20 protein-coding genes are annotated in these 21606 nt (G+C 69.3%); 5 read left to right on the forward strand and 15 right to left on the reverse strand.

Going from position 1 to position 21606, the window contains the following annotated elements; all coding sequences use genetic code 11:
• Nucleotides 1-1539: a cytochrome ubiquinol oxidase subunit I gene (locus tag ACWFR4_RS19855; protein ID WP_453653645.1), complete on the reverse strand. Its 1539-nt coding sequence runs from the start codon at nucleotides 1537-1539 to the stop codon at nucleotides 1-3.
• A gap of 201 nt (nucleotides 1540-1740) precedes the next feature.
• Between ACWFR4_RS19855 and ACWFR4_RS19860 the strand changes: the two genes are divergently transcribed.
• Nucleotides 1741-1956, forward strand: coding sequence for a DUF1918 domain-containing protein (locus tag ACWFR4_RS19860; protein ID WP_453653647.1), 216 nt, complete (start codon nucleotides 1741-1743; stop codon nucleotides 1954-1956).
• A gap of 76 nt (nucleotides 1957-2032) precedes the next feature.
• On the opposite strand, the gene ACWFR4_RS19865 is transcribed toward ACWFR4_RS19860, so the two are convergent.
• A complete protein-coding gene (locus tag ACWFR4_RS19865; RefSeq protein ID WP_453653649.1) occupies nucleotides 2033-3214 on the reverse strand; it encodes a baeRF3 domain-containing protein in 1182 nt (393 codons plus the stop codon).
• Between the two features lie 211 nt (nucleotides 3215-3425).
• Here ACWFR4_RS19865 and ACWFR4_RS19870 point away from each other — a divergent pair, with 211 nt between their 5' ends.
• Complete coding sequence (locus ACWFR4_RS19870; RefSeq protein ID WP_453469668.1) at nucleotides 3426-3605, forward strand: hypothetical protein; 180 nt, start codon at nucleotides 3426-3428, stop codon at nucleotides 3603-3605.
• Nucleotides 3606-3633: 28 nt separating this feature from the next.
• Here the strand turns inward: ACWFR4_RS19870 and ACWFR4_RS19875 are convergent, their stop codons facing one another.
• The 5 genes from ACWFR4_RS19875 to ACWFR4_RS19895 all read right to left on the reverse strand — a co-directional run bounded on the left by ACWFR4_RS19875 (nucleotide 3634) and on the right by ACWFR4_RS19895 (nucleotide 8460).
• On the reverse strand, nucleotides 3634-4011 hold the full coding sequence (locus ACWFR4_RS19875; protein ID WP_453653651.1) for an NUDIX domain-containing protein: 378 nt from the start codon (nucleotides 4009-4011) through the stop codon (nucleotides 3634-3636).
• A 124-nt stretch (nucleotides 4012-4135) separates the two neighbouring features.
• Nucleotides 4136-5011 (reverse strand): geranyl diphosphate 2-C-methyltransferase, encoded by an 876-nt coding sequence (locus ACWFR4_RS19880; RefSeq protein ID WP_453653653.1) that lies wholly within the window; start codon nucleotides 5009-5011, stop codon nucleotides 4136-4138.
• Nucleotides 5012-5105: 94 nt separating this feature from the next.
• Nucleotides 5106-6155, reverse strand: coding sequence for a family 2 encapsulin nanocompartment cargo protein terpene cyclase (locus ACWFR4_RS19885; RefSeq protein ID WP_453469182.1), 1050 nt, complete (start codon nucleotides 6153-6155; stop codon nucleotides 5106-5108).
• Nucleotides 6156-6180: 25 nt separating this feature from the next.
• On the reverse strand, nucleotides 6181-7626 hold the full coding sequence (locus ACWFR4_RS19890; RefSeq protein ID WP_453469183.1) for a family 2B encapsulin nanocompartment shell protein: 1446 nt from the start codon (nucleotides 7624-7626) through the stop codon (nucleotides 6181-6183).
• Between the two features lie 288 nt (nucleotides 7627-7914).
• The gene (locus tag ACWFR4_RS19895; RefSeq protein ID WP_453469184.1) at nucleotides 7915-8460 is read right to left on the reverse strand and encodes a GNAT family N-acetyltransferase; all 546 of its coding nucleotides are present in this window, start codon (nucleotides 8458-8460) and stop codon (nucleotides 7915-7917) included.
• Nucleotides 8461-8509: 49 nt separating this feature from the next.
• Here ACWFR4_RS19895 and ACWFR4_RS19900 point away from each other — a divergent pair, with 49 nt between their 5' ends.
• Nucleotides 8510-9100: a TetR/AcrR family transcriptional regulator gene (locus ACWFR4_RS19900; RefSeq protein WP_453653654.1), complete on the forward strand. Its 591-nt coding sequence runs from the start codon at nucleotides 8510-8512 to the stop codon at nucleotides 9098-9100.
• A gap of 56 nt (nucleotides 9101-9156) precedes the next feature.
• Here the strand turns inward: ACWFR4_RS19900 and ACWFR4_RS19905 are convergent, their stop codons facing one another.
• Both ACWFR4_RS19905 and ACWFR4_RS19910 read right to left on the reverse strand, forming a co-directional pair.
• Nucleotides 9157-10380 carry an RNA-guided endonuclease InsQ/TnpB family protein gene (locus ACWFR4_RS19905; protein ID WP_453653656.1) on the reverse strand — a complete coding sequence of 408 codons (1224 nt, stop codon included), beginning with the start codon at nucleotides 10378-10380 and terminating at the stop codon, nucleotides 9157-9159.
• Between the two features lie 314 nt (nucleotides 10381-10694).
• Complete coding sequence (locus ACWFR4_RS19910) at nucleotides 10695-11672, reverse strand: LacI family DNA-binding transcriptional regulator (RefSeq protein ID WP_453653658.1); 978 nt, start codon at nucleotides 11670-11672, stop codon at nucleotides 10695-10697.
• Nucleotides 11673-11895: 223 nt separating this feature from the next.
• On the opposite strand from ACWFR4_RS19910, the gene ACWFR4_RS19915 reads away from it, so the two are divergent.
• Both ACWFR4_RS19915 and ACWFR4_RS19920 read left to right on the forward strand, forming a co-directional pair.
• Entirely contained in the window at nucleotides 11896-13260 is a 1365-nt protein-coding gene (locus ACWFR4_RS19915; protein ID WP_453653660.1) for an NCS2 family permease, read from the forward strand.
• Nucleotides 13257-14999 (forward strand): adenine deaminase C-terminal domain-containing protein, encoded by a 1743-nt coding sequence (locus ACWFR4_RS19920; RefSeq protein WP_453653662.1) that lies wholly within the window; start codon nucleotides 13257-13259, stop codon nucleotides 14997-14999. The genes ACWFR4_RS19915 and ACWFR4_RS19920 overlap by 4 nt, the downstream gene beginning before the upstream one ends.
• Before the next feature lie 63 nt (nucleotides 15000-15062).
• Here the strand turns inward: ACWFR4_RS19920 and ACWFR4_RS19925 are convergent, their stop codons facing one another.
• The 6 genes from ACWFR4_RS19925 to ACWFR4_RS19950 are packed head-to-tail and all read right to left on the reverse strand — an operon-like array spanning nucleotide 15063 to nucleotide 21531.
• Complete coding sequence (locus tag ACWFR4_RS19925; protein ID WP_453653663.1) at nucleotides 15063-15854, reverse strand: ABC transporter ATP-binding protein; 792 nt, start codon at nucleotides 15852-15854, stop codon at nucleotides 15063-15065.
• Nucleotides 15851-16894, reverse strand: coding sequence for an ABC transporter ATP-binding protein (locus ACWFR4_RS19930; RefSeq protein ID WP_453653665.1), 1044 nt, complete (start codon nucleotides 16892-16894; stop codon nucleotides 15851-15853). The genes ACWFR4_RS19925 and ACWFR4_RS19930 overlap by 4 nt, the downstream gene beginning before the upstream one ends.
• A complete protein-coding gene (locus ACWFR4_RS19935; protein ID WP_453469074.1) occupies nucleotides 16891-17757 on the reverse strand; it encodes an ABC transporter permease in 867 nt (288 codons plus the stop codon). The genes ACWFR4_RS19930 and ACWFR4_RS19935 overlap by 4 nt, the downstream gene beginning before the upstream one ends.
• Nucleotides 17754-18686, reverse strand: a complete 933-nt coding sequence (locus ACWFR4_RS19940; RefSeq protein WP_453653667.1) for an ABC transporter permease — start codon at nucleotides 18684-18686, stop codon at nucleotides 17754-17756. The genes ACWFR4_RS19935 and ACWFR4_RS19940 overlap by 4 nt, the downstream gene beginning before the upstream one ends.
• Complete coding sequence (locus tag ACWFR4_RS19945) at nucleotides 18683-20299, reverse strand: ABC transporter substrate-binding protein (RefSeq protein WP_453653669.1); 1617 nt, start codon at nucleotides 20297-20299, stop codon at nucleotides 18683-18685. Before ACWFR4_RS19945 ends, ACWFR4_RS19940 begins: the two co-directional genes overlap by 4 nt.
• A complete protein-coding gene (locus ACWFR4_RS19950; protein WP_453653671.1) occupies nucleotides 20296-21531 on the reverse strand; it encodes an amidohydrolase family protein in 1236 nt (411 codons plus the stop codon). The genes ACWFR4_RS19945 and ACWFR4_RS19950 overlap by 4 nt, the downstream gene beginning before the upstream one ends.
• Nucleotides 21532-21606 lie beyond the last annotated feature (75 nt).

A 21606-nucleotide genomic window follows, 5' to 3' on the forward strand; every position in this document is an offset into this window, starting at 1 on the left:
TCAGTACGCGTGGGCGAGGGGCTGGTCGGCGTCCCCCGCGGAAGGCCCGCGCAGGGTCGGGTCCTTGGTCGGCGGCCGCTCACCGGAGTCCGGGCCGGCCATGGCGTACTTGGCCATGAGCTTCACCCAGATCACCGCGAGTACCGCATAGAGCACGGTGAACGCGGTCATCGAGCCGATCACCGTACCGGTGGTCACGTTGGGGGAATCGGCTTCGAAGGTGCGCATCAGGTGGTAGACCACCCAGGGCTGGCGGCCCATCTCGGTGAAGATCCAGCCGAAGCTGTTGGCGCCCAGCGGGAAGGCCATGGTGAGGATGCCGACCCGCCAGCTCCACTTGGTGAAGAAGGCGTTCATCTCGACCTTGTTGGTGAGCATCAGCATCGGCGGCTCGTCGTCGTCCGTCTTGTGCGGCTGGGTGAGCCAGAACTTCCGACGTGTGGTCCACAGCCCGATCAGACCCACCACGAAGCTGGTCATCCCGAAGAAGATCATGAGGCGGAAGCCCCAGTACGTCATGAAGATGTTCGGGATGTAGTCCTCCGGTTCACCGCCGAACTCGGCCGCCTGGTCACGGGCCCTGTCGTTGATGCCGGGGACGGGGGAGTGGAAGTTGTCCTTGGCGAGGAAGGACAGTAGGCCCGGGATCTCCAGCGCGACGGTGTTGTGGCCCTCGGAGACGTTGCCGATCGAGAAGATCGAGAAGGGGGCGGGACCCTGCGTGTCCCAGAGCGCCTCGGCGGCAGCCATCTTCATCGGCTGCTGTTCGAACATGACCTTGCCCAGCCGGTCACCGCTGACTGCGGTGCCGAGCCCCGCGACGACCGCGATGATCAGGCCGACCCGCAGTGAGGTCCGCATCGGCGCGATGTTCCGGCGGTTGGTCTCCCTGCCGCGCTTGGCGCGCAGCAGGTGGTACGAGGAGATGCCGATCACCAGCGCGGAACCGGTGAGGAACGCCGCGGTGACGGTGTGGAACATCTGCACCTGCGTGGTGTTCTGGAACAACACCCGGCCGATGTCCGTGAGTTGGGCCCGACCGGACTCCTTGTCGATCCGGTAGCCGACCGGGTGCTGCATAAAGGAGTTGGCCGCCAGAATGAAGTACGCGGAGAGCAAGGTGCCGATGGCGACCAGCCAGATGCACGCGCAGTGCAGCTTCTTGGGAAGCCTGTCCCAGCCGAAGATCCACAGGCCGATGAACGTCGACTCGAAGAAGAAGGCGATCAGCGCCTCCATCGCCAGCGGTGCGCCGAAAACATCGCCGACGAAGCGCGAGTAGTCGGACCAGTTCATTCCGAACTGGAACTCCTGGACGATGCCGGTGACGACGCCCATCGCGATGTTGATGAGAAAGAGCTTGCCCCAGAACTTCGTGGCGTGGAAATACTTCGCCTTGCCCGTCCGTACCCAGGCCGTCTCGAAGCCCGCCACGATGGAGGCCAGACTGATCGTCAGCGGGACGAAGAGGAAGTGGTAGACGATGGTGATGCCGAACTGCCAGCGCGCCATGGTCTCTTGAGCGATCGCTAGTACCACTGCACCTTCTCTCGGCCGGATTTCCCCGCATTCGGGCAAAAGCTATCTTTAGCACAAATGGGTATCGGGCCGGGTGGAGCTGGGGCCGGGTGAAGGTGAGCAATTTCCGCTCCGCTTGCGGATCGGCAACCACCGGGATTGAGTGGAATGGGTGCCCCACATCAGAGGCGTCGGAAGCTGTCAGCATTAGAGGCTGATCACATGGAAGCCAAGAAGGGCGATTACCTGACCCTGCACGGCGTCGAGGGTGACCGGACCGTGAGGGTCGAGGAGATCATCTCCGGTACGAATCGGGATCTCTACCAAGTGACCTTTGCGGACGGCCGTACCGCTGTCGTCGCGCCGGGCCCGAGGGTGGAAACACGCGGCAAGCGCCACACACACGTGATTGATGTTTCCGGTTCGCCGTATCTCTAGATCGCGCGAGACGGAAGCACGAGAGACGGGAGTCCTCACCGAGGGCTCCCGTCTCTCGTGCTTCCGCCGGTGGGGATCAGTACCGCAGAAGCGCCGCCACGCCGCCGGCCTCCTGGAGCGTCCCGTCGGGCACGAACAGAACCCGGGCATCGGCCGCGATCGCGTTGTCCACGAGTCGCTCGACGATGTCGGTGGCCACACCAAGTGCGTGTGCCGACGGTTCCATGTCCTTCTTCGGGTCCGGCAACGTCACCGGCTTGGGTACGTCTACGAGCTCCAGGACGCGGTCGGCCTCGGTGATGCGGCCCGCCAGCATCAGCCCCTCTTCCACCACCAGGCGGCGCACGCGCTTGTCGGCGACCGAGGTCCACACCTCCGGCGCGCCGCCGACGTACTTGCCCTGTCCACGCGCTTCGCTCAGCTCGGAGACGGCTTCGGCGACCTGCTTCGCGTAGAAGTCGGCGAGGACGGGCTGAAGCCGCTTCTCCAGATCCTGGGCCGATTCCTTGTCCATGCCCGTAAGCGGCAACGTCCCGGCGATCAGGTTCCCGTAGCGGGTGACGCTCTTGAACGTCGAGAGGATCTTGTCGCCGCCGATGACGAACAGCGGCAGTCCGTCGTGCTCCTCGAAGGACTGCCCCAGCCGTTTGTCCACGGTTCGCAGGTACTGCTCGACCCGCTCCTCATGCCCCTCGTACGGCGTGGAGTGGGGGATGGACCCGGGAATTGCATCCTCGGGCGACGGGATCTGCGGCTTGTCCGGCCACCCGTTCCTCTCCACTTCCTCCAGCCGTCGGACAGACCCGTGGTACAGACGGCACATCTCCTGGTCGAGGACAAGGACCAGGTACGGGCGGGAACGCTGTTCGGCCGCCACCAGGTACCGCGTCAGGAATGCCGTGGAGAATTCCACGCGGGGTTCCACCGGTGCGAGCGATGTCATCCGCCATACCTGAACCGGCTCGTTCACGGCCAGATAGACGACCATGGCGTCGTCCGGGTGGAAAGGATCGGTCGCGCGCTCGATCTCCGTGGGATCCAGGAGTTGATCCCGGAGCTCCAACCTTGTCTCCCGCTCCACGTCCGGGTCGTCCACCAGCCGCCGCTTGGCCTCGGTGACCAGGTCGCGGATGAGGATGCGGTCCTTGTCGCTGAAGGGGAAATCCGGATCGGTCGGCGTGACCAACGTGATCGCGGGATACGGCCGCGGCTTGCTCAGGGCGGCGCGGATTTCGGGAGTGAGTTCGGAGGTATGCACCGTCTCAGCGTCGCATTGATCCCCCGTACCCGCAGGTGGAGACCGCCAACCGGCGAGTAACGTGGCACGCCCTGTGAACGGGGGTTCGGCTCCACCCGTCGTGCTCGACCCGTCGTCATCGTCAGTGTCGGCGTACCGTGAATTCTACGGAATGCGCGACCGGAGAGTTCCCGGCCCGCGAAGCCGACGTGAGATGGCGAGGTGCCGAGTCATGAGCAAGAACTCACCGGCGAAAGGGCACCACGGCATAGGTGCACGAGGGCAGGGCAAGCTGCTGTACTTCCACTCGCAGATCCCGCAGGCTGCCGTCAAGCAGGCGAAGGACCAGCTGCCCGGTAGGTCCCAGCAGCCCCACGATCATCGCAAGGCCAACGGCCGCTGGGCCCCGTGACGAGGTCCGGCCACGACACGTGGAGGGTTCACACGGGCGTGTGGCCCTCCAAATAGTTGCGGACGACTCCGGGCGGCGTGATGTCGACCGCCTCCGCGACCGGAACCCAGTGGATCTGCTCCGGCGCGAGCCGCGCTCCGTCCGATGGGTCCTCGGTCAGAAGCTGGCACAGAACGGCCGACCTCGAATCTGCTTGAGCCGCCTGCGGTTCGAGCGTCGATGAACCGTCGACGAGATAGCCGGTGAGCTCGTACACAAGGCGTGCGGCGGTGGCCGCCGCCGACTCGGCGGGCTCGGGAACGCCGGACGGTAGCGCACTGCCGTCCGGCTGTTCCACCAGGAGCAGGCGTCCGTTGTGGATGACGACCGCCTGAACCACTCCTTGGCCCGCCTGCTCCAGCGCCATGATCCGACCGCCCTTTCCCGGTTCCGCGTGAGCCGTGCGCCCGGTGTGCGGGCCTTGCCTTCCTACCCCACGAAGGTCAATTCACGCTGACGGCACCGGACCAGGGCTCAGGGCGGGGCCGGAGTCAGACGCGGTCGGCAGCGATCATCAGGTACTGGAAACTGCCGTTCTTGTACGCGGTGAGGAACGTGTCCTCGATGCCGGTGACCAGATGGTCGGCCTGCTTGCGCAGTTCCCAGTAGGGCAGCGCGGCCGCGGTGAGGTCCTCGACGTGCACGGGGACCAGGCGGTTGCGGGCCATGGCGCGGAAGTACTCCGACCGTGGGTGGATGTCACAGATGTAGTGGGCGTTGATCAGGGACACCTCGCGCGACGCCTGGCCGTAACTGTCGTTGTAGCAGCCGGTGATGACCACGTAGCGGCCGCCGCGGCGCAGCAGCCGGGCGTGTTCGGCGAAGAGCAGCTCCAGCTCGACGTACATGGTCGACTCGTTGTTCCACGACGCGGCGAACGCGCCGGTCGGCAGACCGGTGTCGAGCATGTTGCGGTGGTGGTAGCGGACCTGGCCGTCGATGCCGCGTTCGGCGGCCTGGGCGTTGGCGAAGTCCGCCTGCTTGGCCGAGATGGTGACGCCGTCGGCCTGGCAGCCGTACCGCAGATGCGCCACCACACTGCCGCCGCCGCGTCCGCAGCCGGCATCGAAGACCCGGTCGGTGGGGGCGAGTGGCCCGAGGTGGTCGGCGAGGAAGTTGGCCTGGGCGTGTTCGAGCCGGTGCAGTTCGGCGGTGAGCCGGTCGTTGCGCCGCGCGGGGTCGGGCTCGTCGAGCACCGAGTTGTCCGCGGGGCCGATCCCGTAGTGGTGGTGGTACAGGTCGTCGATCTTGCCGAGTTCGAGGTTGACCGGGTTTTCCTCGGCGTTCCAGTATTCGGCGACACGGGACTGGTACGTGGACTGGGTCGGGACCGGTGCGGCCGAGGTGAAGTGGGGAGCGGTGGTCAACAGGTACTCCTCGCAGTGCATCTGACGGTGAATCATGTCGATCGGGTGGAGCGGGTGGAACTCTCGGGTCCGAGTGGCTGGGCCGGAGCGCGGGCTACCAGTAGTTCGGCAGGTGGTAGCGGCGGCTGTTCGTGGCGTGCCACTCGTGGTTGCCGGCCACCCAGGTGCCGAGCCCCTGGACGTACCGCTCGACGAGGGGTGACATGGCGGACAGGAGCGCGGCCTCCTCCTCGAAGGCCGTCTGGATCTCGTTGTGGATGTCGACGGACTTGAGGTAGGCGGCCTTGAGGCCGCACCGTTCGTTGGCCGCGACGACCTGCGGAAGGTTGAGATGGGTGGGGTCGTTGGCCAGTTCCTTGGTGAAGGAGTACAGGTCGTTGACGAGCGTCGTCGCGTTGCACGCCAGCGCCGTGACCCGCTGGATCTCGGGCCGGGCGTAGACGGCCTCGGGCAGTTCGTAGCCCTCCACCGCGTCGACGAGGGACAGACAGGGGCGGAAGTTGTTGAACTGCCGCATCACCAGGTACTCCCACACGCGCGGCATGTTCCGCGTCTCCGCCCAGGCGGCCTCGGCGAGGTACCCGAGGTGCAGCCGCGCGATGTCGTGGACGAACCGGGAGGTCTGGCTGGGAGTGGCGAAGGCGGCGTAGTCCTGGAAGGCCGCGTGGTACGAGCGCAGCGGGCCGTCGGCCTGCATGCCGTGGCGCCACTGCTCCTCGGCCTCGGCTGTCCCGTGGTACGGGTCGATCGCGGACTGCGCCATGATCAGCCGGCCGCCGAGGCCGCGCGGCGATCCGCCCTTGTCCTCGCAGTAGCAGTCGTCGACCACGTTCTCGGCGAGCAGCAGCTTGCCCGCGGCGGTGAGGCGGTCCAGGTCCGCCGCCCCCGGGTGCTGGAGCACCACGGCCCGCCCGACCTGGAAGCTCGCGAAGTCCTCGAACCACGCCTCGGGGAACAGATCGAGCCCGCGCGCCCAGATCTCCAGCCTGCGGTCGACCTCCTCGACCTTCACGGGATCGGCGGGGACCGCCGGCTGGTGACGCAGCCCGGGGACCGCCCCGCCGCGCCGTGTCTGCAGGGTGTGCGCCAGGTTGGGCGGCCCCGGCGGCGAGAACGGGGTGGTGGTGTCGGGCGGTGCGCTCATCGCATACCCCGTCCGTCGTCGTGCGTCATTCGGCGGTCCGTCCGATCTGCACGTTCTCGAGGATCCCGGCCGCGTCGGGGACGAGAATCGCCAGTGAGTAGTAGGCGGTGACGAGGTAGTTGATGATCGCGGTGGTGTTGATGCCCATGAACCGGACGTTGAGTCCGGGCTGGTACTCCTCGGGGATGCCGGTCTGGTAGAGGCCGATGACGCCTTGGTCGGACTCCCCGGTGCGCAGCGCGAGGATGCTGGTCGTGTGCTGCGGTGTGACCGGGATCTTGCCGCAGGGGAACAGGGGGACGCCCCGCCAGGCGGGCACCTCGTGACCGTCGACGTTCGCGGTGCCGGGCACCAGGCCGCGCCGGTTGCACTGCCGGAAGAACGCGGCGATCGCCTTCGGATGGGCGAGGAAGAGCTTCGTCTTACGGCGCATGGAGAGCAGTTCGTCGAGATCGTCGGGGGTGGGCGGGCCGGAGAAGGTGCTGATGCGCTGTCCGTAGTCGACGTTGTGCAGCAGCCCGAACTCGCGGTTGTTGAGGAGTTCCCACTCCTGACGCTCGCGGATCTCCTCGATGGTGAGGCGGAGCTGCTCCTCGGTCTGGTCCATCGGGTCGTTGTAGAGGTCGGCGATGCGGGTGTGGACGCGCAGGACGGTCTGGGTGAGGGACAACTCGTATTCGCGCGGCGTGAGTTCATAGTCGACGAAGCCGCCGGACAGCGTCGGCTCACCCGTGTGCCCGGACTGCACGGGGACGTCTGCCTCGCCCTTGCGGTTCCTCGGCAGCCGCTGCCGTTCGGCGTACTCCCGCAGGTGCGCGGCGAGGGACGGTGTCCGCTCGGTGAGCTCCTCGACGATGTCCCAGGGCAGTACGAGTACCGTGCCCGCGGTCTCGGCCCGGACCGAGCTGAGCCACAGCGGGTCCGGCTGGCCGATGGCCTCGTCGCCCATCTGGTCGCCGTCCGTGACGACGCCGATGACCTCCTCCTCGCCGTATTTGCCTTCGGTGAAGCGGGTGAACCGCCCGTGGGCCACCAGGTAGGCCTCGGTCACCGGCTGCCCGGCCTCGAAGAGGACCTGCCCGGCCCGCACCTCCCGGGTCCGGAACCGGGTGGCGATTTCCTTGAGTACGTCGATGTCGTCGTACCCGCGCAGGACGGGGAGTTCGGTGAGCGTCTCGGGGATGACTTTGATGTCGTTCCCGCCGTTCTGGTCGAACTGCACCCTGCCGCGGCCGATGCTGAGCTGGAGACGCCGGTTGACCCGGTACGTACCGCCCTTGACGTCCACCCATGGCAGGGATTTCAGCAGCCACCGTGAGGTGATGGCCTGCATCTGCGGTGCGGACTTGGTGGTCGTGGCCAGCCGGCGTGCCGCATGGGTACCGAGACTGGTCAGCTGCTGGTCGGTCGGGACTTCAGGTGCGGTTTCTTCGTCGCTCGCGGGGCCGGTGGCGCTGTCCTGTACGGACACATTCCCTCCCAGGAGGTGTAACGAGGTTGAGCGAAGCGATCGGTGGTACGAAAGCTCCTCGTTGCACCCACAAGGCAAGCAGCCGGGAGTGGTGGCCAGGTACGGCGCGAAGGGGGCGATCTCGCGTCCTGGAAGTGCAAACCTGCCGAATGAGGCAGACGGCCAAGCGGAACGTGATCGCGCGCCGTCCCGCACCACGGGAACGTGTGCGCGGGACGCGTTCGAGAAATGAGGCGCCGCGGTGGGGTGGCTACTGGGTTCGCCGTTCCCGGGCGCGCGGTGTCGTGGTTACTGGGCGCGCCACTCCGGAGCGAGAATCGCCCAGAGCTGCGTGCCGTGACGGGTGCCCTCATACGGCCAGGACTCGCGCTGAACGCCTTCGAGCGTCATGCCGAGCCGTTTGGCCACCGCGGCGCTGCGTTCGTTGTCGGCCCGGCAGTGCCACTCGGCGCGGTGCAGGCCCCGTGTGGTGAACGCCCAGTCCAGCAAGGTGCCGCACGCCGGTGTGATCAGGCCGTGGCCCTCGGCGTCCGGCTCCAGCCAGCAGCCGATCTCGCAGGAACCGGAAGCGGCGTCGAAGTCCACGAACATCACGCCGCCGACGAGCGTGCCGTCGAGCCAGATGCCGTAGAGGCGGCCGCCGTCCGCGGCCTGGCGCTCGGCGTACCGGCGCAGTGTGGTCCGTGCCCCGTCGACGTCGACGGTGACGAACCCTGCCCCGACCCACGGCCGGATGTGCTCGCGAGCCCGGTCCAGGTGGGCGGCGAACTCCTCGGCGTGCCATATCTCGAGCGGGGCGAGACGGGCGTCGTCCCGCAGGGGGAGAGAGAACATGAGGGACCCCATTCACACAACAAGCGTTTTGGCTATGTACCGTAGCAGCATGCCACGTACCAAGGGGGACCATGAGGCCCGTCGCCGTGACGTCTCCGAGGCGGTCTGGCGGGTGCTGGTCGCGCACGGATTCGGCGGCCTGACCATGCGCGCCGTCGCCGCGGAACTCGACGCGTCCACCGGCCTGCTCACCCACTACTTCCCGGCCAAGCGCGACCTGGTCGCGTACGCCCTCGACCTGCTCGAGCGGCGGACCGTCTCGCGCCCCCGGCCTGCGGCGGGGGAGGGCCTGGCCGCGTTGAAGGCCGCCCTGATGGACATCCTCCCGCTGACGGGCGAGGCAACCGACAGCAACCGGATCTGGGTGTCCTCCTGGGACACCGCGCTCGCGGACCCCGGGCTGAGTGACGACTACGCGGGCAAGTACGCGCGAAGTCGCGACAAGCTGCGAGACCTGGTCGAGGCCGCTCAGGAGGCGGGCGAACTGCCCGACGGGGACCCGGCGCGCATCGCGGCCGGCGCCCAGGCCTTCGTGCTCGGCCTGGTGGTGCAGGCACTGTTCGACCCCGAGGCGTTCCCGCCCCGTCGCCAGGCCGAGCTCCTTGACGACTATCTGGACGCGTTGACCCGCACTCGTTGACATGCTCCTCGGGCTGAAGTCCGAGGATTCTGGCCGTCCCGCGGGTTGCTGTGCCGCTAGGCGGCACGGCTTCCTGTTGGGATTCCGTGGCTTCCTGTTTCTTCGCGTTGGGCCAGAACGGGTTCTGGTCTTACCTTCGCTCCGCAGGCCGATGCCGCCAGTCCGGCGGCCTGTTTCACATTCTTGGCGGCGTTGACATCCCGGTCGTGGACGGTGCCGCAGGCGGGGCAGGTCCACTCCCTGACGTGCAGGGGTTTGGGTCCGTCGTGGTGTCCGCAGGTGGAGCACACCTGGCTGGTGGGCTCGAACCGACCGATCTTGATGAAGGTCCGCCCGTAGCGGGCCGCCTTGTAGGCGAGCATGGTCACGAACTGTGTCCAGCCCGCGTCATGGACGGACTTGGCCAGTTTGGTGCGCGCGAGGCCCTTGACCGACAGGTCTTCCACGGCGATCGCTTGATTCTCGCGGATCAACCGGGTGGAGAGCTGATGGTGGAACTCCTTGCGTGCATCGGCGACCTGCGCATGCGCGCGGGCGACCTTGAGCCGGGCCTTGGCCCGGTTCTTCGAGCCTTTCTGTTTGCGGGACAGTTCCCGCCCGGCTTTCTTGAGTTTCTTCTCCGCGCGGCGCAGAAACCGCGGGGAGTCGATTTTCGTGCCGTCGGACAGCACCGCGAAGTGGGTCAGGCCCAGGTCGATACCGGTGGCCTGCTCGGTGGCGGGCATCCGGCCGGCGTCGGCGGCCGGGTCGGTGTCGATGACATAGCTCGCGAAGTACCGGCCCGCACTGTCTTTGATCACCGTGACCGAGGACGGCACCACGGGCAGGGTGCGGGACCACTTCACCCGCACCTCGCCGATCTTCGGCAGGTTCAGCCGGCCTGTTGGGGTGATGGACCAGCGGGCGTTGGCCGTGAACCGGACCGACTGCCTCGAATCCTTGCGCGACTTGAACCGCGGCGCACCCACCCTCGCGCCCTTACGCTCACCCTTGAGGGAGGCGAAGAACGCCCGGTAGGCGGCCTCCACATCCCGCAAAGACTGCTGGAGCACCACCGAAGACACCTCGCCCAGCCAAGACCGCTCCACGGTCCGCTTGGCGCGGGTGATCAGGGTCTGGGACAGCTCGGCGGCCTTCGGATACGGCAGCCCTGCCGCATGGGCGTCCTTCCGGGCGCGCACCGCGTCGTTGAACACGACCCGCGCGCACCCGAACGCCCGGCCCAACGCGAGGCGTTGACCCGGTTCCGGGTACAGCCTGAAGGTGTACCGGAGCTGCATGAACGTCACCCTAGGCGCGCCCCTCCCGGGCACCGCCCCCGAAGATCGGAACTGATCACGATCGTCCTCCCGTTTGACGCTCGCGCTCAAGTTCGGCCTATCGCGCCCGCCAATGATCGTGGGACGTGCGGGGCGAAGGCCGGACGGGAGGCGAGCCATGATGCCCCGCGCCGGCAGGCCGGAGGATGGACTGTCCCTCCCTGCTCCGCAGGGAGGGACGCAGCGACGCTCCGCGTCGCGATCGCCAGATTCGCTTCACCACGGGCTGAAGCCCGATGCACTGCGAATGAATCCCGGTAGCGGGCCGTCGGGGGCTATCGGTTCGCGGGCGGCGCCGTCGACGCGCGCAGGACCGGCCGGGACGGCAGGCGGGAGGTGACCGTGACTTGGTGGCCCGCGAGCAGGTCGATGAGGCGCGTGACGGCGAGTGCGCCCACCTCCTCCACCGGGACGTCGAGCGCTGTCACGGGAGGTGTCGTCGACTTGAGGCTGCTCAGGTCGTCGGCCGCGGCCAGGCTGACGTCCTCGGGCACCCGGCGATGCGCCGCCGCGAGTCCGTGCAGCAGGCCGAGCGTCAGGTAGCTGTTGTACGCGAGCACGGCCGTGGCCTCGTGCGGGAGGGTGTGGGCGGCCTCTATCCCCGCGTCGAACGTGGGTGGCAGGGGGCCGAGGACATGCAACTGGGCCTTCGCCTGTTCCGCGCGTTCCCTCAGGATCGCGGACCGCTGCCCGTCGGCCCAGGAGCCGGCGGGGCCCGAGACATACGCGATGTTCCGGTGTCCCTGGTCGAGGAGGTGGTCCATGAGCTGGGCCAGCCCCGTCGCCGTGTCGGCCACGACTGCGGGAAGCCGGCCGACCTGGCGGTCGACCAGTACCAGAGGGAAGCGCCGCGCGCGTTCCCGCAGCGCGGCGTCGGTACCCACCGGCGTGACCATGATCAGCCCGTCGGCCTGCTCCGCGAGGCGGTCGGCGAGCTCCGCCTCACGGGTGGGGTCGTACTCCGAGACGGCGATCAGGAGGTGATGGTCGGTCTTCTCGGCGGTCTGCTGGGCGCCCATCACGAGCGGCGCGAAGAACGGGTTGGAGAGCGTCGGCACGACAAGGCCGACCAGCCCCGTCCGCCCGGTGGTCAGCGCACGGGCAGCGGCGTTGGGGTGGAAGCCGAGGCGCTGCGCGGCGTCCAGCACGCGCAGGCGGGTGGGTTCCGCGACCAGCTCGGGGCGCTGCAGGGCCCTTGAGGCCGTGGCCTTGGACACCCCCGCCGCGCGCGCCACATCCATCAGCGTCGCCATTGCCGCCCCCTGCCTGACGTGCCCGCCGAGCGTGCGCGGGCCCCTGTGTTCACATTCGCTTTACGGCGTGTCATCATACCTGCAACCGGTCTCTGCAACCGGTTACAGAACCCGGTTGCAGAGACCCGGCCCAAGCCGGGTGCCCCCACCTCCCGCGAGCCCTCCCCGCGCCGACGCCGTCGCAGGCCGTCCGGCCCGACCCTCATCCCCGCCGAGGTTTCGTATGCCACCCACCGCTCCGACCACCGGCGAGCAGACCGCCGTCACGACCGAGCCACCCGCCTCGCGCGTCGAACGGCTCTTCAGCGTCCGCGGCCGCGGCAGCACCCACCGCACCGAACTCGTGGCGGGCGCCTCGATGTTCATGGCCGCCGCCTACGCCGTGGTCGTCGTGCCCGGTCAGCTGGCCGGCGCCGGCGTGCCGCACGGCGCCGCCACCACCGCCGTGATCATCGCGATAGCCCTGGCCACCCTGGCGATGGGCCTGATGGCCAACCTGCCCTTCGTCGTCGCCCCGGGCCTCGGCGGAGTGGCGCTCGTCGCCTTCACCATCGTCGGCCAGGACCACGTCCCCTGGGACACGGCGCTCGGCATGGTGTTCTGGTCCGGCGTGGCCTTCCTGGTGCTCACCCTCCTCGGCATCCGCGACCTCGTCACGCGCCTGATGCCGATGCACCTCAAGTACGCCATCAGCGGCGGTCTCGGCCTCTACATCGCCCTCATCGGATTCCGGGACGCGGACCTCGTCGTCGGCAACGCCGACAAGGCGGCCCTGGCCGTCGGTGACCTGTCCGAGCCCGCCGGTCTGCTGGCCCTGGCCGGCCTGCTGCTGCTCACCGCGCTCGCGTCGCGCAAGGTACCCGGAGCGTTCCTGATCACCATCGCGGCGGTGACGGTCGCCGGCATCCCGCTGGGCGTGACCGAGGTCCCCGACAGCCTCTTCTCGGCGCCGGACTCGCCCGGCCCGCTGCTCTTCCACATCGACATCCTCGGCGCCCTCAAGCCCGAGTACTTCCCGTACATCTTCGCCTTCTTCGTCTCGGAGTTCTTCTCCATGACCGGGACGCTGCTGGCCGTGGCAGGGCGGGCCGGGCTCCTCGACAAGGACGGCAACATCCCCGGCTCCCGCCGCCCGTTCCTCGTCGACTCCGTCTCCGTGATGGGCGGGGCCGCCGTCGGCGCGCCCTCGATGACGGCCTACCTGGAGTCGTCGGCCGGCGCCGACTCGGGAGGCAGGACCGGCCTCGCGTCGGTGTGGGCGGCCTGCGGCTTCGGCCTCCTGCTGCTGGTCACTCCGTTCGCGACACTGATCCCGTCCGCGGCCACGGCGCCCGTCCTCATGTACATCGGGCTGAACATGCTCGGCGCCCTCAAGAACGTCGACTTCAAGGATCCGACGCACGCCGTCCCCGCGGCGCTGACCGTCGCGACCACCTTGTTCTTCGGCAACTTCGGCACCGGCATCGCGACGGGCCTGGCCGCGCACGTCCTGGTCAAGACCGTCAGCGGACGGATCCGAGAGGTGGCCTGGCCGCTGTGGATCGTGATGATCCCGCTCGGCTACTACTTCTACACCCTCGTCCCGTGACGACACCGTCCACGAAGGAGCACGACGACATGAGTGAACAGCACGACCTCCGGATCTTCGGCGGGAGCGTGGTGTCCACCTTCACCGGCGAGGAGTTCCCCGCGGACGTACTGGTCCGGGGGAGCGAGATCAGTGCCGTACTGCCGCCGGGCACGCCCGCCGAGGCGCGCGAGGAGATCGACGCCACCGGCATGCGGATCGTCCCCGGTTTCGTGGACGCCCACATGCACATCGAGAGCGCCTTCCTCACGCCGCAGCAGTTCGCCGCCGTGACGCTGGCCCGCGGCACCACCACCGTCCTCGCCGACCCGCACGAGATCGTCAACGTCGCGGGCCGGGACGCCATGCGGTGGATGATCGACGCCGGTGACCGGACGCCGCAGACCCAGCTGTGGGGCGTGCCCTCGTGCGTGCCCGCGCTGGAAGGTCTTGAGCACGCCGGTGCGGCGCTGTCCGCCGACGACATCGCGGAGATGCTGCGCTGGCCGGGCGTGGTGGCCCTGGGAGAGGTCATGGACTACCGGGCGGTCGTGGCCGGCGATCCGCGGATGGCCGCGGTCACTGCCGCAGCCCGGGCACAGGGATCGATCCTGGACGGCCACTGCCCCAACCTCAGCGGCGCCGAGCTCAGCGCCTACCTGGCCACGGGCGTGGACTCCGACCACACCAAGAACCGCACCGAAGTGGTCCTGGAGAAGGCCCGCCTGGGCATGACGATGATGCTCCAGGAGAAGTGCCTCGACGAGGACGTCGCGAAGGCACTCCTCGCGCTGCCCCAGCTGCCGCCGCTGTGCCTCGTGACCGACGACCTGGCGGCCGACCACATCGTCACCGAGGGACACCTCGACCACATCGCCCGCGTGGCCGTGGCGGCGGGCTTCCCGCCGCACGTCGTCCTGCGCGCGCTGACCTGGACCCCGGCGCAGCGCCTTCGGCTGTACGACCGGGGCGTCGTCTCGCCCGGCAAGCGCGCCGACCTGGTCCTCCTGCGCGGCGAACTCGCCGCGTTCGACCCGGCCGTCGTGCTGGCCGGCGGCCAGGTCGTGGGCAGGGACGGCGCGGCGGTCTACGAGGCACGGTCCGGGGAGGCCGGCGCCCTGGAGAGCCGGGTCGACGTGGAGGCGCAGGACGCGGACGGGTTCCGCTGGCGCGTGGACCTGCCCGACGGGACGCACCGGTTCCGGGCGATGCGCGTGAACCCGCGGGACACCTACACCGAGGCCGCCGAGGTCGAACTCCCCGTGTCCGGCGGCGAAGTGGCGTGGGAGGGCCGGGCCGTACTGGTCCGCGTCCGCAATCGCCACGGCCGTGACGGAGTCGTCTTCGCGCCGCTGCTCGGCAGGGACCTGGCCGAGGGCGCCGTGGCCACCACGTACGCCCACGACAGCCACAACCTGGTGACGATCGGTACGTCCCGTGCGGCGATGGCCGCAGCGTCGGCGACCGTTGTGGCCGACGGAGGCGGCGTGGCCGTCGTCCGAGGTGCCGACGGCGAGAGCGTGGCGGCGCGGATGCCGCTGCCGGTGGGCGGCGTGCTGTCGGCCCGGCCGGCCGCGCGGGTCGCCGAGGAGGCGGGCGCCGTGCGAGCCGCCTTGGAGGCGTGGGGTTGGGAACACCTCAACCCGTTCATGAGCGTGTCCACTCTTACGCTCGCCGTGTCCCCCGCACTGAAGATCACCGACCGGTCGCTGGTGGACGTCGTGCGGCGCGCGCCGGTGGGGGCGACGGTCGGTTCCTGAACGGGTACGGGCGAGTGGCGGCCGCAGTCTTCGAGGCCTGGCCGCCACTGCCCCTGACGACGCTCAGGCCGATTGCCTCCGAGTCGGCTTCCAGCCCGGGCGCGGGACCGCCGCGCGCAGTGCCTGGGTGTACTCCTCCTGGGGGTCGCGCAGCAGGTCGCGGGTGTCTCCGCGCTCGACGATCCGACCGCCGGACATCACGACGGCGATGTCGCTGATCTGGTGGACCACGGCGAGGTCGTGCGAGATGAACACGTAGCTGATGCCGCTGCGTTCGCGGATGTCGGCGAGCAGATTGAGGATCTGCGCCTGGATGGACACATCGAGCGCCGCCACCGCCTCGTCCAGTACGAGGACCTCCGGCTCGACGGCGATGGCGCGGGCGATGGCGACGCGCTGCCGCTGCCCGCCGGAGAGCTGGCGGGGGAGCATGGACGCGTGCCGCTCGGCCAGTCCGACCGCTTCGAGCAACTCCAGGGCCCGCCTGCGCCGTTCGGCGGGAGTCAGCGGGAAGTGCAGGGCGAGGCTGGTCTCCACGACGTCGCCGATCCGCTGCAGCTTGTCGAGCGACGAGTAGGGGTCCTGGAACACGATCTGGATCTCCCGGGCGCGCCTGCGGCGTTCCGCCGATGACACCCGCCCGCCGCGACGCGGCCGGCCGCACACGCTGATCGATCCGCCGGACGGCGTCTCCAGGCCGACCAGCATCCGCGCGACCGTCGTCTTGCCGGAGCCGGACTCGCCGACCACTGCCAGCGACTGGCCGCGCGACAGCGTGAAGGACACGTCGTCGACGGCGACCGCCTGCCCGAACTCCTTGCGCAGACCCGCCGCCTCGATCACGAAGTCGCTCATGACTCTCCCTGCAAGGTGAGTTCGCCGGCCCGCATGCACGCCACGCGCGCCCCCTCCAGTTCCACCACGGCCGGTCGCCCGTCCGCGCAGTACGGCCGCGCATGCGCACAGCGCGGGGCGAACGCGCAGCCGTCGTCCGCCTCGAAGGCGGCCAGCGGCCTGCCGGGGATGACCGGCAGCCGGTGGACGACCTGGTCGATGCTCGGCCGCGAGAGCATCAGCCCGGAGGTGTACGGGTGCCGGGGCGTGGCCGTCAGCGCGCCGGCGACCTGGGTCTCCACGATCCGGCCCGCGTACATCACGGCCAGCCGGTCGCAGGTGGCCGCCGCCAGCTCCAGGTCGTGGGTGATCAGCAGCATGGCCATGCCGCGCTCCCGCCGCAGCTCGTCGAGGATGGCCATGACCTCGGACTGCGTGGTGACGTCCAGGGCCGTGGTCGGCTCGTCCGCCAGCACCAGATCGGGCTCGACGGCAAGGACCGACGCGATCATGACGCGTTGCAGAAGCCCGCCGGACAGCTCGTGCGGATACTGGCGCATCCGGCGCTCGCCGTCCGTGATGCCGACGTCCGACAGGAGCCGCACCGCCCGCGCCTTCGCCTCGGCGGCGGGCACGCCCAGGTTGGCGATCATGGCTTCGGTGAGGAAGTCGCCGATGCTGCGCACCGGATTGATGTGGGCCCGCGGATCCTGGAAGACCATCGCGATGCGCCGGGCCCGCAGACCGCGCAGCGCCCGCCGCTCCATGCCGGTCACCCGGATCCCGTCGAAGACGATGTCACCGGTGACGCGCGCTCCCGGTGGTGTCAGCCCGAGGATCGTCCGTGCCGTCATGGACTTGCCCGAACCGGACTCGCCGACCAGGCCCACGGCTTCACCCCGGCTGATCGACAAGTCGACCTCTTCGACGAGGGGCCGCCAGTCCCGGCCGGCCGGGACCGCGAGTCCAAGCCCTCGCAGATCGAGCAGATCGCCCCCGGACAGCCCCTTCTCCGTCTGACTCTTCTCCGGCTGATCCCTCTCGCGCTTCAGGAGATTCACCGCTGGTCACCTTCCTTGCCGAGGCGGTCGCCGAGCACGATCACCGCGGCGACCACCAGCACGATCAACAGGCCCGCACCCAACGCCTCCAGCGGCTGTCCGCGCGTCGCGCTGTCCAGTCCGCTCTTGACCATGAGCCCCCAGTCGGCTGTCGGCGGCTGCACACCGAGCCCCAGGAAGGAGATCGCCGCGAGGTCGATGACCGCGAAGCCCAGGGCGGACACCGACTGGGCGACGATGATCGGGCGCAGATTGGGCAGCAGGTGCCGTACGCAGATGGCGGTCGCGGACCGGCCCTGAACCCAGGCCGCCGCCACATAGGGCATGTTGCGCTCCCGTAGCGCCGCACTGCGCACCACGCGCGCCACGTACGGGGTGTAGGCGACGGCGAGGCCGAGGACGACGCCGGTGACGCCGGGGCCGAGTACGGCCACGGTGATCAGGGCGAAGACGATGCCCGGGACCGCGAACAGCACGTCCAGCAGGCGCGAGACGACCGCGTCCACCTTGCCGCCCGCCCACGCCGCGGTGACCGCCAGCGCGGTGCCGACGACGGTCGACAGGCAGATGATGAGGACGGGCCCGCTCAACGTCGTACGGGCGCCCCACATCAGCCGTGACAGCACGTCCCGGCCGAGGGCGTCACCGCCCAGCGGGTGGGCGGCCGAGGACCCGCCCAGCGAGTTGAACAGGTCCGGCTGGTCGGGATCGTAGGGAGCAAGGATCGGCGCCAGCAGCGTGACCGTCAGTACCACGGCGAGCAGTGCCGCCGCCGCGACGCCGGGCACGCCGATCGCGCGCACCGCACGGGACGGGCCGAACCTGCCGAGTGTCCCGCGGACGCGGGTGGCCACGGCGGTCATCGGGACATCCGCGGGTCTAGGGCTTTGTAGCACAGGTCCACCACGAGGTTGATGAGGACGAAGGCGGCGACGAGAACGAGGACGACGGCCTGTACGACCGCGAAGTCGCGCTGCAGGATCGCCCGTATGAACAGGGAGCCGAGGCCGTCGAGGGCGAACACGTTCTCCACCACGACCGAGCCGGCTATGAGGCCGGCCACGGTCAGACCCGTGACGGTGATCACCGGGATCGACGCATTGCGCAGCACGTGCCGGCGGATGACGACTGCTTCGGCGATGCCCCGGCTCCGGGCTGTCTCCACATGCTCCCGCCCCAGCTCCTCGCGGACCGAGGCGCGGGTGATGCGGGCGAGGAAGGCGGCGCTGCCGAGGCTGAGGGTGATCGCCGGGAGCGTCAGGTGATACAGCCGGCCGAACAGGCCTTCCCCCGGCCCGAACACCGGGAACCAGCCGAGGCCCAGGGCGAACACGATCACGAGGAGCACACCGATCACGAACGTCGGAGTGGCGAGGAACGCAGAGGAGACCGCGCTGATGACGGCGTCCACCCGGCCCCGGCGCAGCCCGGCCAGCACACCGCCCGCCACACCGACCACGACGATCAGGACGGTGGAGTAGCCGACCAGGAACGCGGTGGTCGCCGCCCGTGAGGCCATCAGGCCCGAGACGTGTTGCCGGTACACCAGGGAGCTGCCGAAGTCGCCGCGCACGGCGTCGCCGAGCCACGCCGCGTAGCGGACCAGGAAGGGGTCGTCGAGCCGGTACTGGGCCCGGATGGCGGCGATCTGCTCGGGCGTGCCGCTGCGGTTGCCGAGCAGGAACGCCATGGGGCCACCGGGCACGAGGTAGAGCAGTCCGTAGACGAGGAACGAGGCGACGACCAGGACCACGGCCAGCGCGATCAACTTCCGTAGCAGGTAGGTGATCATCTGGCCCCCAGCCCTGCGGCCCACGGGTAGTACAGGTAGGGGAAGGACGGCACGGCGCCGGTGACCCGCTTGTTCATGTAGAGGATCACGGGCAGGTTGTTGAGCGGCATCCACACGACGTCGCGGGTCACCTTCTCCTGGATCCCGGTGACGAGCGACGCCCGTGCTGCCGGATCCCCCTCGGCCCGCGCCTTGGCGATGGCGTCGTCAACTGCCTTGTAGTCGCTGAAGTTCGTCCGCCCGCCGTTGCGGAACACGGTGTAGATGTCCAGCGGATCGGGCACGTTGCCGTACCAGGTGCTGAGGAAGGCGTCGATGCCCTTGCGCGCCTTGGGGTCGCTGTAGAGGTTGCCGTACTGCTCGACCGGGACGACCCTGATCTCGATGTCGAGGCCGAGCGCTTCGCCGGTGGCCTTCAGCAGGTTGGCGGTCTGCTCGTGCACGGCCGAACTGCCCTGGACGCCGATCACGATGGGCTTCGTGGGTGAGCCCGCCTGGACGAGAAGCTCCTTGGCCTTCGCGAGATCGGTGGTCTCGGGCGGCAGGGCCTCGTAGGCCTTCTGATACGTCTTGCGCTCGTAGCCCCAGTAGTCGCTGCCCGTCAGCGCTCGCTGGGGGGAAGCCGTGCCCTGGAAGACGACCTTGGAGATCGCCGCGCGGTCCAGCGCGAGCGACAGGGCCTGGCGCACCCTCGGGTCGGCGTAGGGGCCGGACTTCGCCGAGCCGAGCAGCGCCCAGAAGGTGAGGGAACGGCCCAGGGTCACCGAGCCGGTGGTGGACTTCTGGAGCTGACCGAGACCCGCGGGCGGCAGATAGAAGTACTGTCCGTCGACCTCGCCGGAGCGCAGGGCATTGACGGCGGTCGTCTCGTCGGCGATGAACCGCAGGACCAGGGACTCGGACTTGGCCTTGAGCGCCTTGTCCCAGTAGTGGTCGTTGCGGGTGAGCGTCATCGAGTCGCCCGACTTCCAGTCATGGAACTTGAACGGCCCGGTGCACATCACGCCGCTGGACGGCGAGCCGAGCGACTTGCCGGCCTTGTCGAGGAACTTCTTCTGCACGACGGCGCCGGCGCCGGTGGCCATCGCCTGGTTGAACAGGGCGTCGGGCTGCTTGAGCGTGACCGTGACCTGCATGGAGCCGGTGGCACGGACCGACTTGACGGTGTTGAAGTAGTCGCCCCACCAGGTGCCGAGCTTCGGGTCGAGGTGCCGTTGCAGGCTGGCCGCGACATCGTCGGCGGTCAGCGGATCGCCGTTCCAGAACGTCACGCCCTCGCGGATCGTGTACACCCAGGTGGTGGGGGTCGGGTTGGCGGCCTTGACGGCCAGGCCCGGCTTGATCTTGAAGTCCGGGGTCAGCCGCAGCAGGCTCTCGCACATGTTGGCGAGGGCGGTGTTCTCCGCGTAGTTGAAGGAGCGGATCGGGTCCAGGGTCTGCGGCTCGTAGGGGAGGTTCCACGTCACCTTGCCGAGCCCCTTGGCGGCGGCGGGGGTGGTGGTCTTGAGGTCGAGCTTCGCCGGGGCGGCGCCCTGCTGCGGTTGTCGAGCTCCGGAGGTGCAGGCGGCGAGCGTCAGGACGAGCCCGACCACGGGGAGAGCGCGGCGCATCATCGGGAGGCCCTCTCGACAAGTCGGTCGCCCGCGGCGCGCTGCTGCCCGCCGTCGACCAGCTGTCCGTCACGGGCGATCACACGGCCCGCGCGGACGACGAGGCTCGGGACGGGCCGGTCCACGACGACCTGCGCCACCGAGTCGCCGGGAAGCAGGACGAAGTCGGCGGGGTCACCGACGCGCAGCTCCGTCCGCTCCAGGCCCAGGAGCGCGGCGCCTCCGTGGGCCACGACGGCGTAGCACGCGGCGAGTTCGGCGTCCGTGCGGGCGTCGGTGCGGTACGCGAGGAGATGAGCCCGCGTGATCATGTCGCCGTCGCCGAACGGGGTCCATGGGTCCCGTACGCCGTCGGAGCCCGCCGCGACCAGCACCCCTCGCTCGGTCAGCGGACCGAAGGGGACGACGGGGTCGGCTCCGAGGGCGCACGTCGTGAGGGACACGCCCGCCTCGGCAAGGATCTCGCCGACCCGCGTCAGCTCGTCGCCGGCGAGGTCGGCGACGCAGAAGGCGTGGCTGACCGTGACGCGTCCCTGCATGCCGTGCGTCACCGTACGGCGGGCGATCTCGGTGACCTGCTCGATACCGGACGGACCGCCGTCGTGCAGGTGGATGTCCAGCGGGACGGCCGCCCTCTCGGACAGGCCGAACAGGACGTCCAACTGCCCGTGCAGGTCCCCGTCCACGCCCACCGGATCCAGTCCGCCGAGCACGTCGGCGCCCTCGGACAGGGCCTTCTCGAGAAGCTCGGCCGTTCCCGGCTCGGTGAGCAGGCCGAGCTGAGGGAAGGCCACCACCTGCACATCGAGCAGGTCGGCGCGCGAGGCCGCGGCGGCACGGACGCCGTGCACATTGGACAGCCCGTGGACGGGCGCGACATCGACATGCGCACGCATCGCGCGGGTGCCGCGGGTGATGGCGCGGTCCATGAGCGCACCGGCGCGCTCCTCGACCGGCGCCGGCATGCCGGCTCGCGCGGCCACATCGCCGTCGATCAGGTCCCGCAGGCTCGACGCGGGAGTACGGCTGAGCCAGGTCTGGCCCCAGGTGGTCTTGTCGGGATGGATATGCGCGTCGACCGGCGAGGGCAGGGCCAAGGCGCCGCCGCCGTCGACGACTTCGTACTCTTCAGGCAGAGCGGGAGGGGTGATGGCGGCGATGCGCCCGTCGGCGACCAGAACGTCGCGGGGCTGCCCGCCGTCCACACGTATTGCTGTGAACAAGATGTGCGTCATGACGGCATTACTCCTTCGTTGGAGACGAACCGACCGTTAGAGTTATCAGGTCATCAGATGACTAGAGAAGGGGTT

It is taken from the genome of Streptomyces sp. NPDC055140 (assembly GCF_053607285.1).

What these genes read in the sequence shown, in the direction of transcription:
- ACWFR4_RS19915 (WP_453653660.1), top strand. Translation starts at nt 11,896, where the DNA reads ATGCCACCCACCGCTCCGACCACCGGCGAGCAGACCGCCGTCACGACC.
- ACWFR4_RS19905 (WP_453653656.1), bottom strand. Translation starts at nt 10,380, where the DNA reads ATGCAGCTCCGGTACACCTTCAGGCTGTACCCGGAACCGGGTCAACGC.
- ACWFR4_RS19875 (WP_453653651.1), bottom strand. Translation starts at nt 4,011, where the DNA reads ATGGCGCTGGAGCAGGCGGGCCAAGGAGTGGTTCAGGCGGTCGTCATC.
- ACWFR4_RS19925 (WP_453653663.1), bottom strand. Translation starts at nt 15,854, where the DNA reads ATGAGCGACTTCGTGATCGAGGCGGCGGGTCTGCGCAAGGAGTTCGGG.
- ACWFR4_RS19860 (WP_453653647.1), top strand. Translation starts at nt 1,741, where the DNA reads ATGGAAGCCAAGAAGGGCGATTACCTGACCCTGCACGGCGTCGAGGGT.
- ACWFR4_RS19870 (WP_453469668.1), top strand. Translation starts at nt 3,426, where the DNA reads ATGAGCAAGAACTCACCGGCGAAAGGGCACCACGGCATAGGTGCACGA.
- ACWFR4_RS19940 (WP_453653667.1), bottom strand. Translation starts at nt 18,686, where the DNA reads ATGATCACCTACCTGCTACGGAAGTTGATCGCGCTGGCCGTGGTCCTG.
- ACWFR4_RS19950 (WP_453653671.1), bottom strand. Translation starts at nt 21,531, where the DNA reads ATGACGCACATCTTGTTCACAGCAATACGTGTGGACGGCGGGCAGCCC.
- ACWFR4_RS19910 (WP_453653658.1), bottom strand. Translation starts at nt 11,672, where the DNA reads ATGGCGACGCTGATGGATGTGGCGCGCGCGGCGGGGGTGTCCAAGGCC.
- ACWFR4_RS19895 (WP_453469184.1), bottom strand. Translation starts at nt 8,460, where the DNA reads ATGTTCTCTCTCCCCCTGCGGGACGACGCCCGTCTCGCCCCGCTCGAG.
- ACWFR4_RS19900 (WP_453653654.1), top strand. Translation starts at nt 8,510, where the DNA reads ATGCCACGTACCAAGGGGGACCATGAGGCCCGTCGCCGTGACGTCTCC.
- ACWFR4_RS19935 (WP_453469074.1), bottom strand. Translation starts at nt 17,757, where the DNA reads ATGACCGCCGTGGCCACCCGCGTCCGCGGGACACTCGGCAGGTTCGGC.
- ACWFR4_RS19945 (WP_453653669.1), bottom strand. Translation starts at nt 20,299, where the DNA reads ATGATGCGCCGCGCTCTCCCCGTGGTCGGGCTCGTCCTGACGCTCGCC.
- ACWFR4_RS19885 (WP_453469182.1), bottom strand. Translation starts at nt 6,155, where the DNA reads ATGAGCGCACCGCCCGACACCACCACCCCGTTCTCGCCGCCGGGGCCG.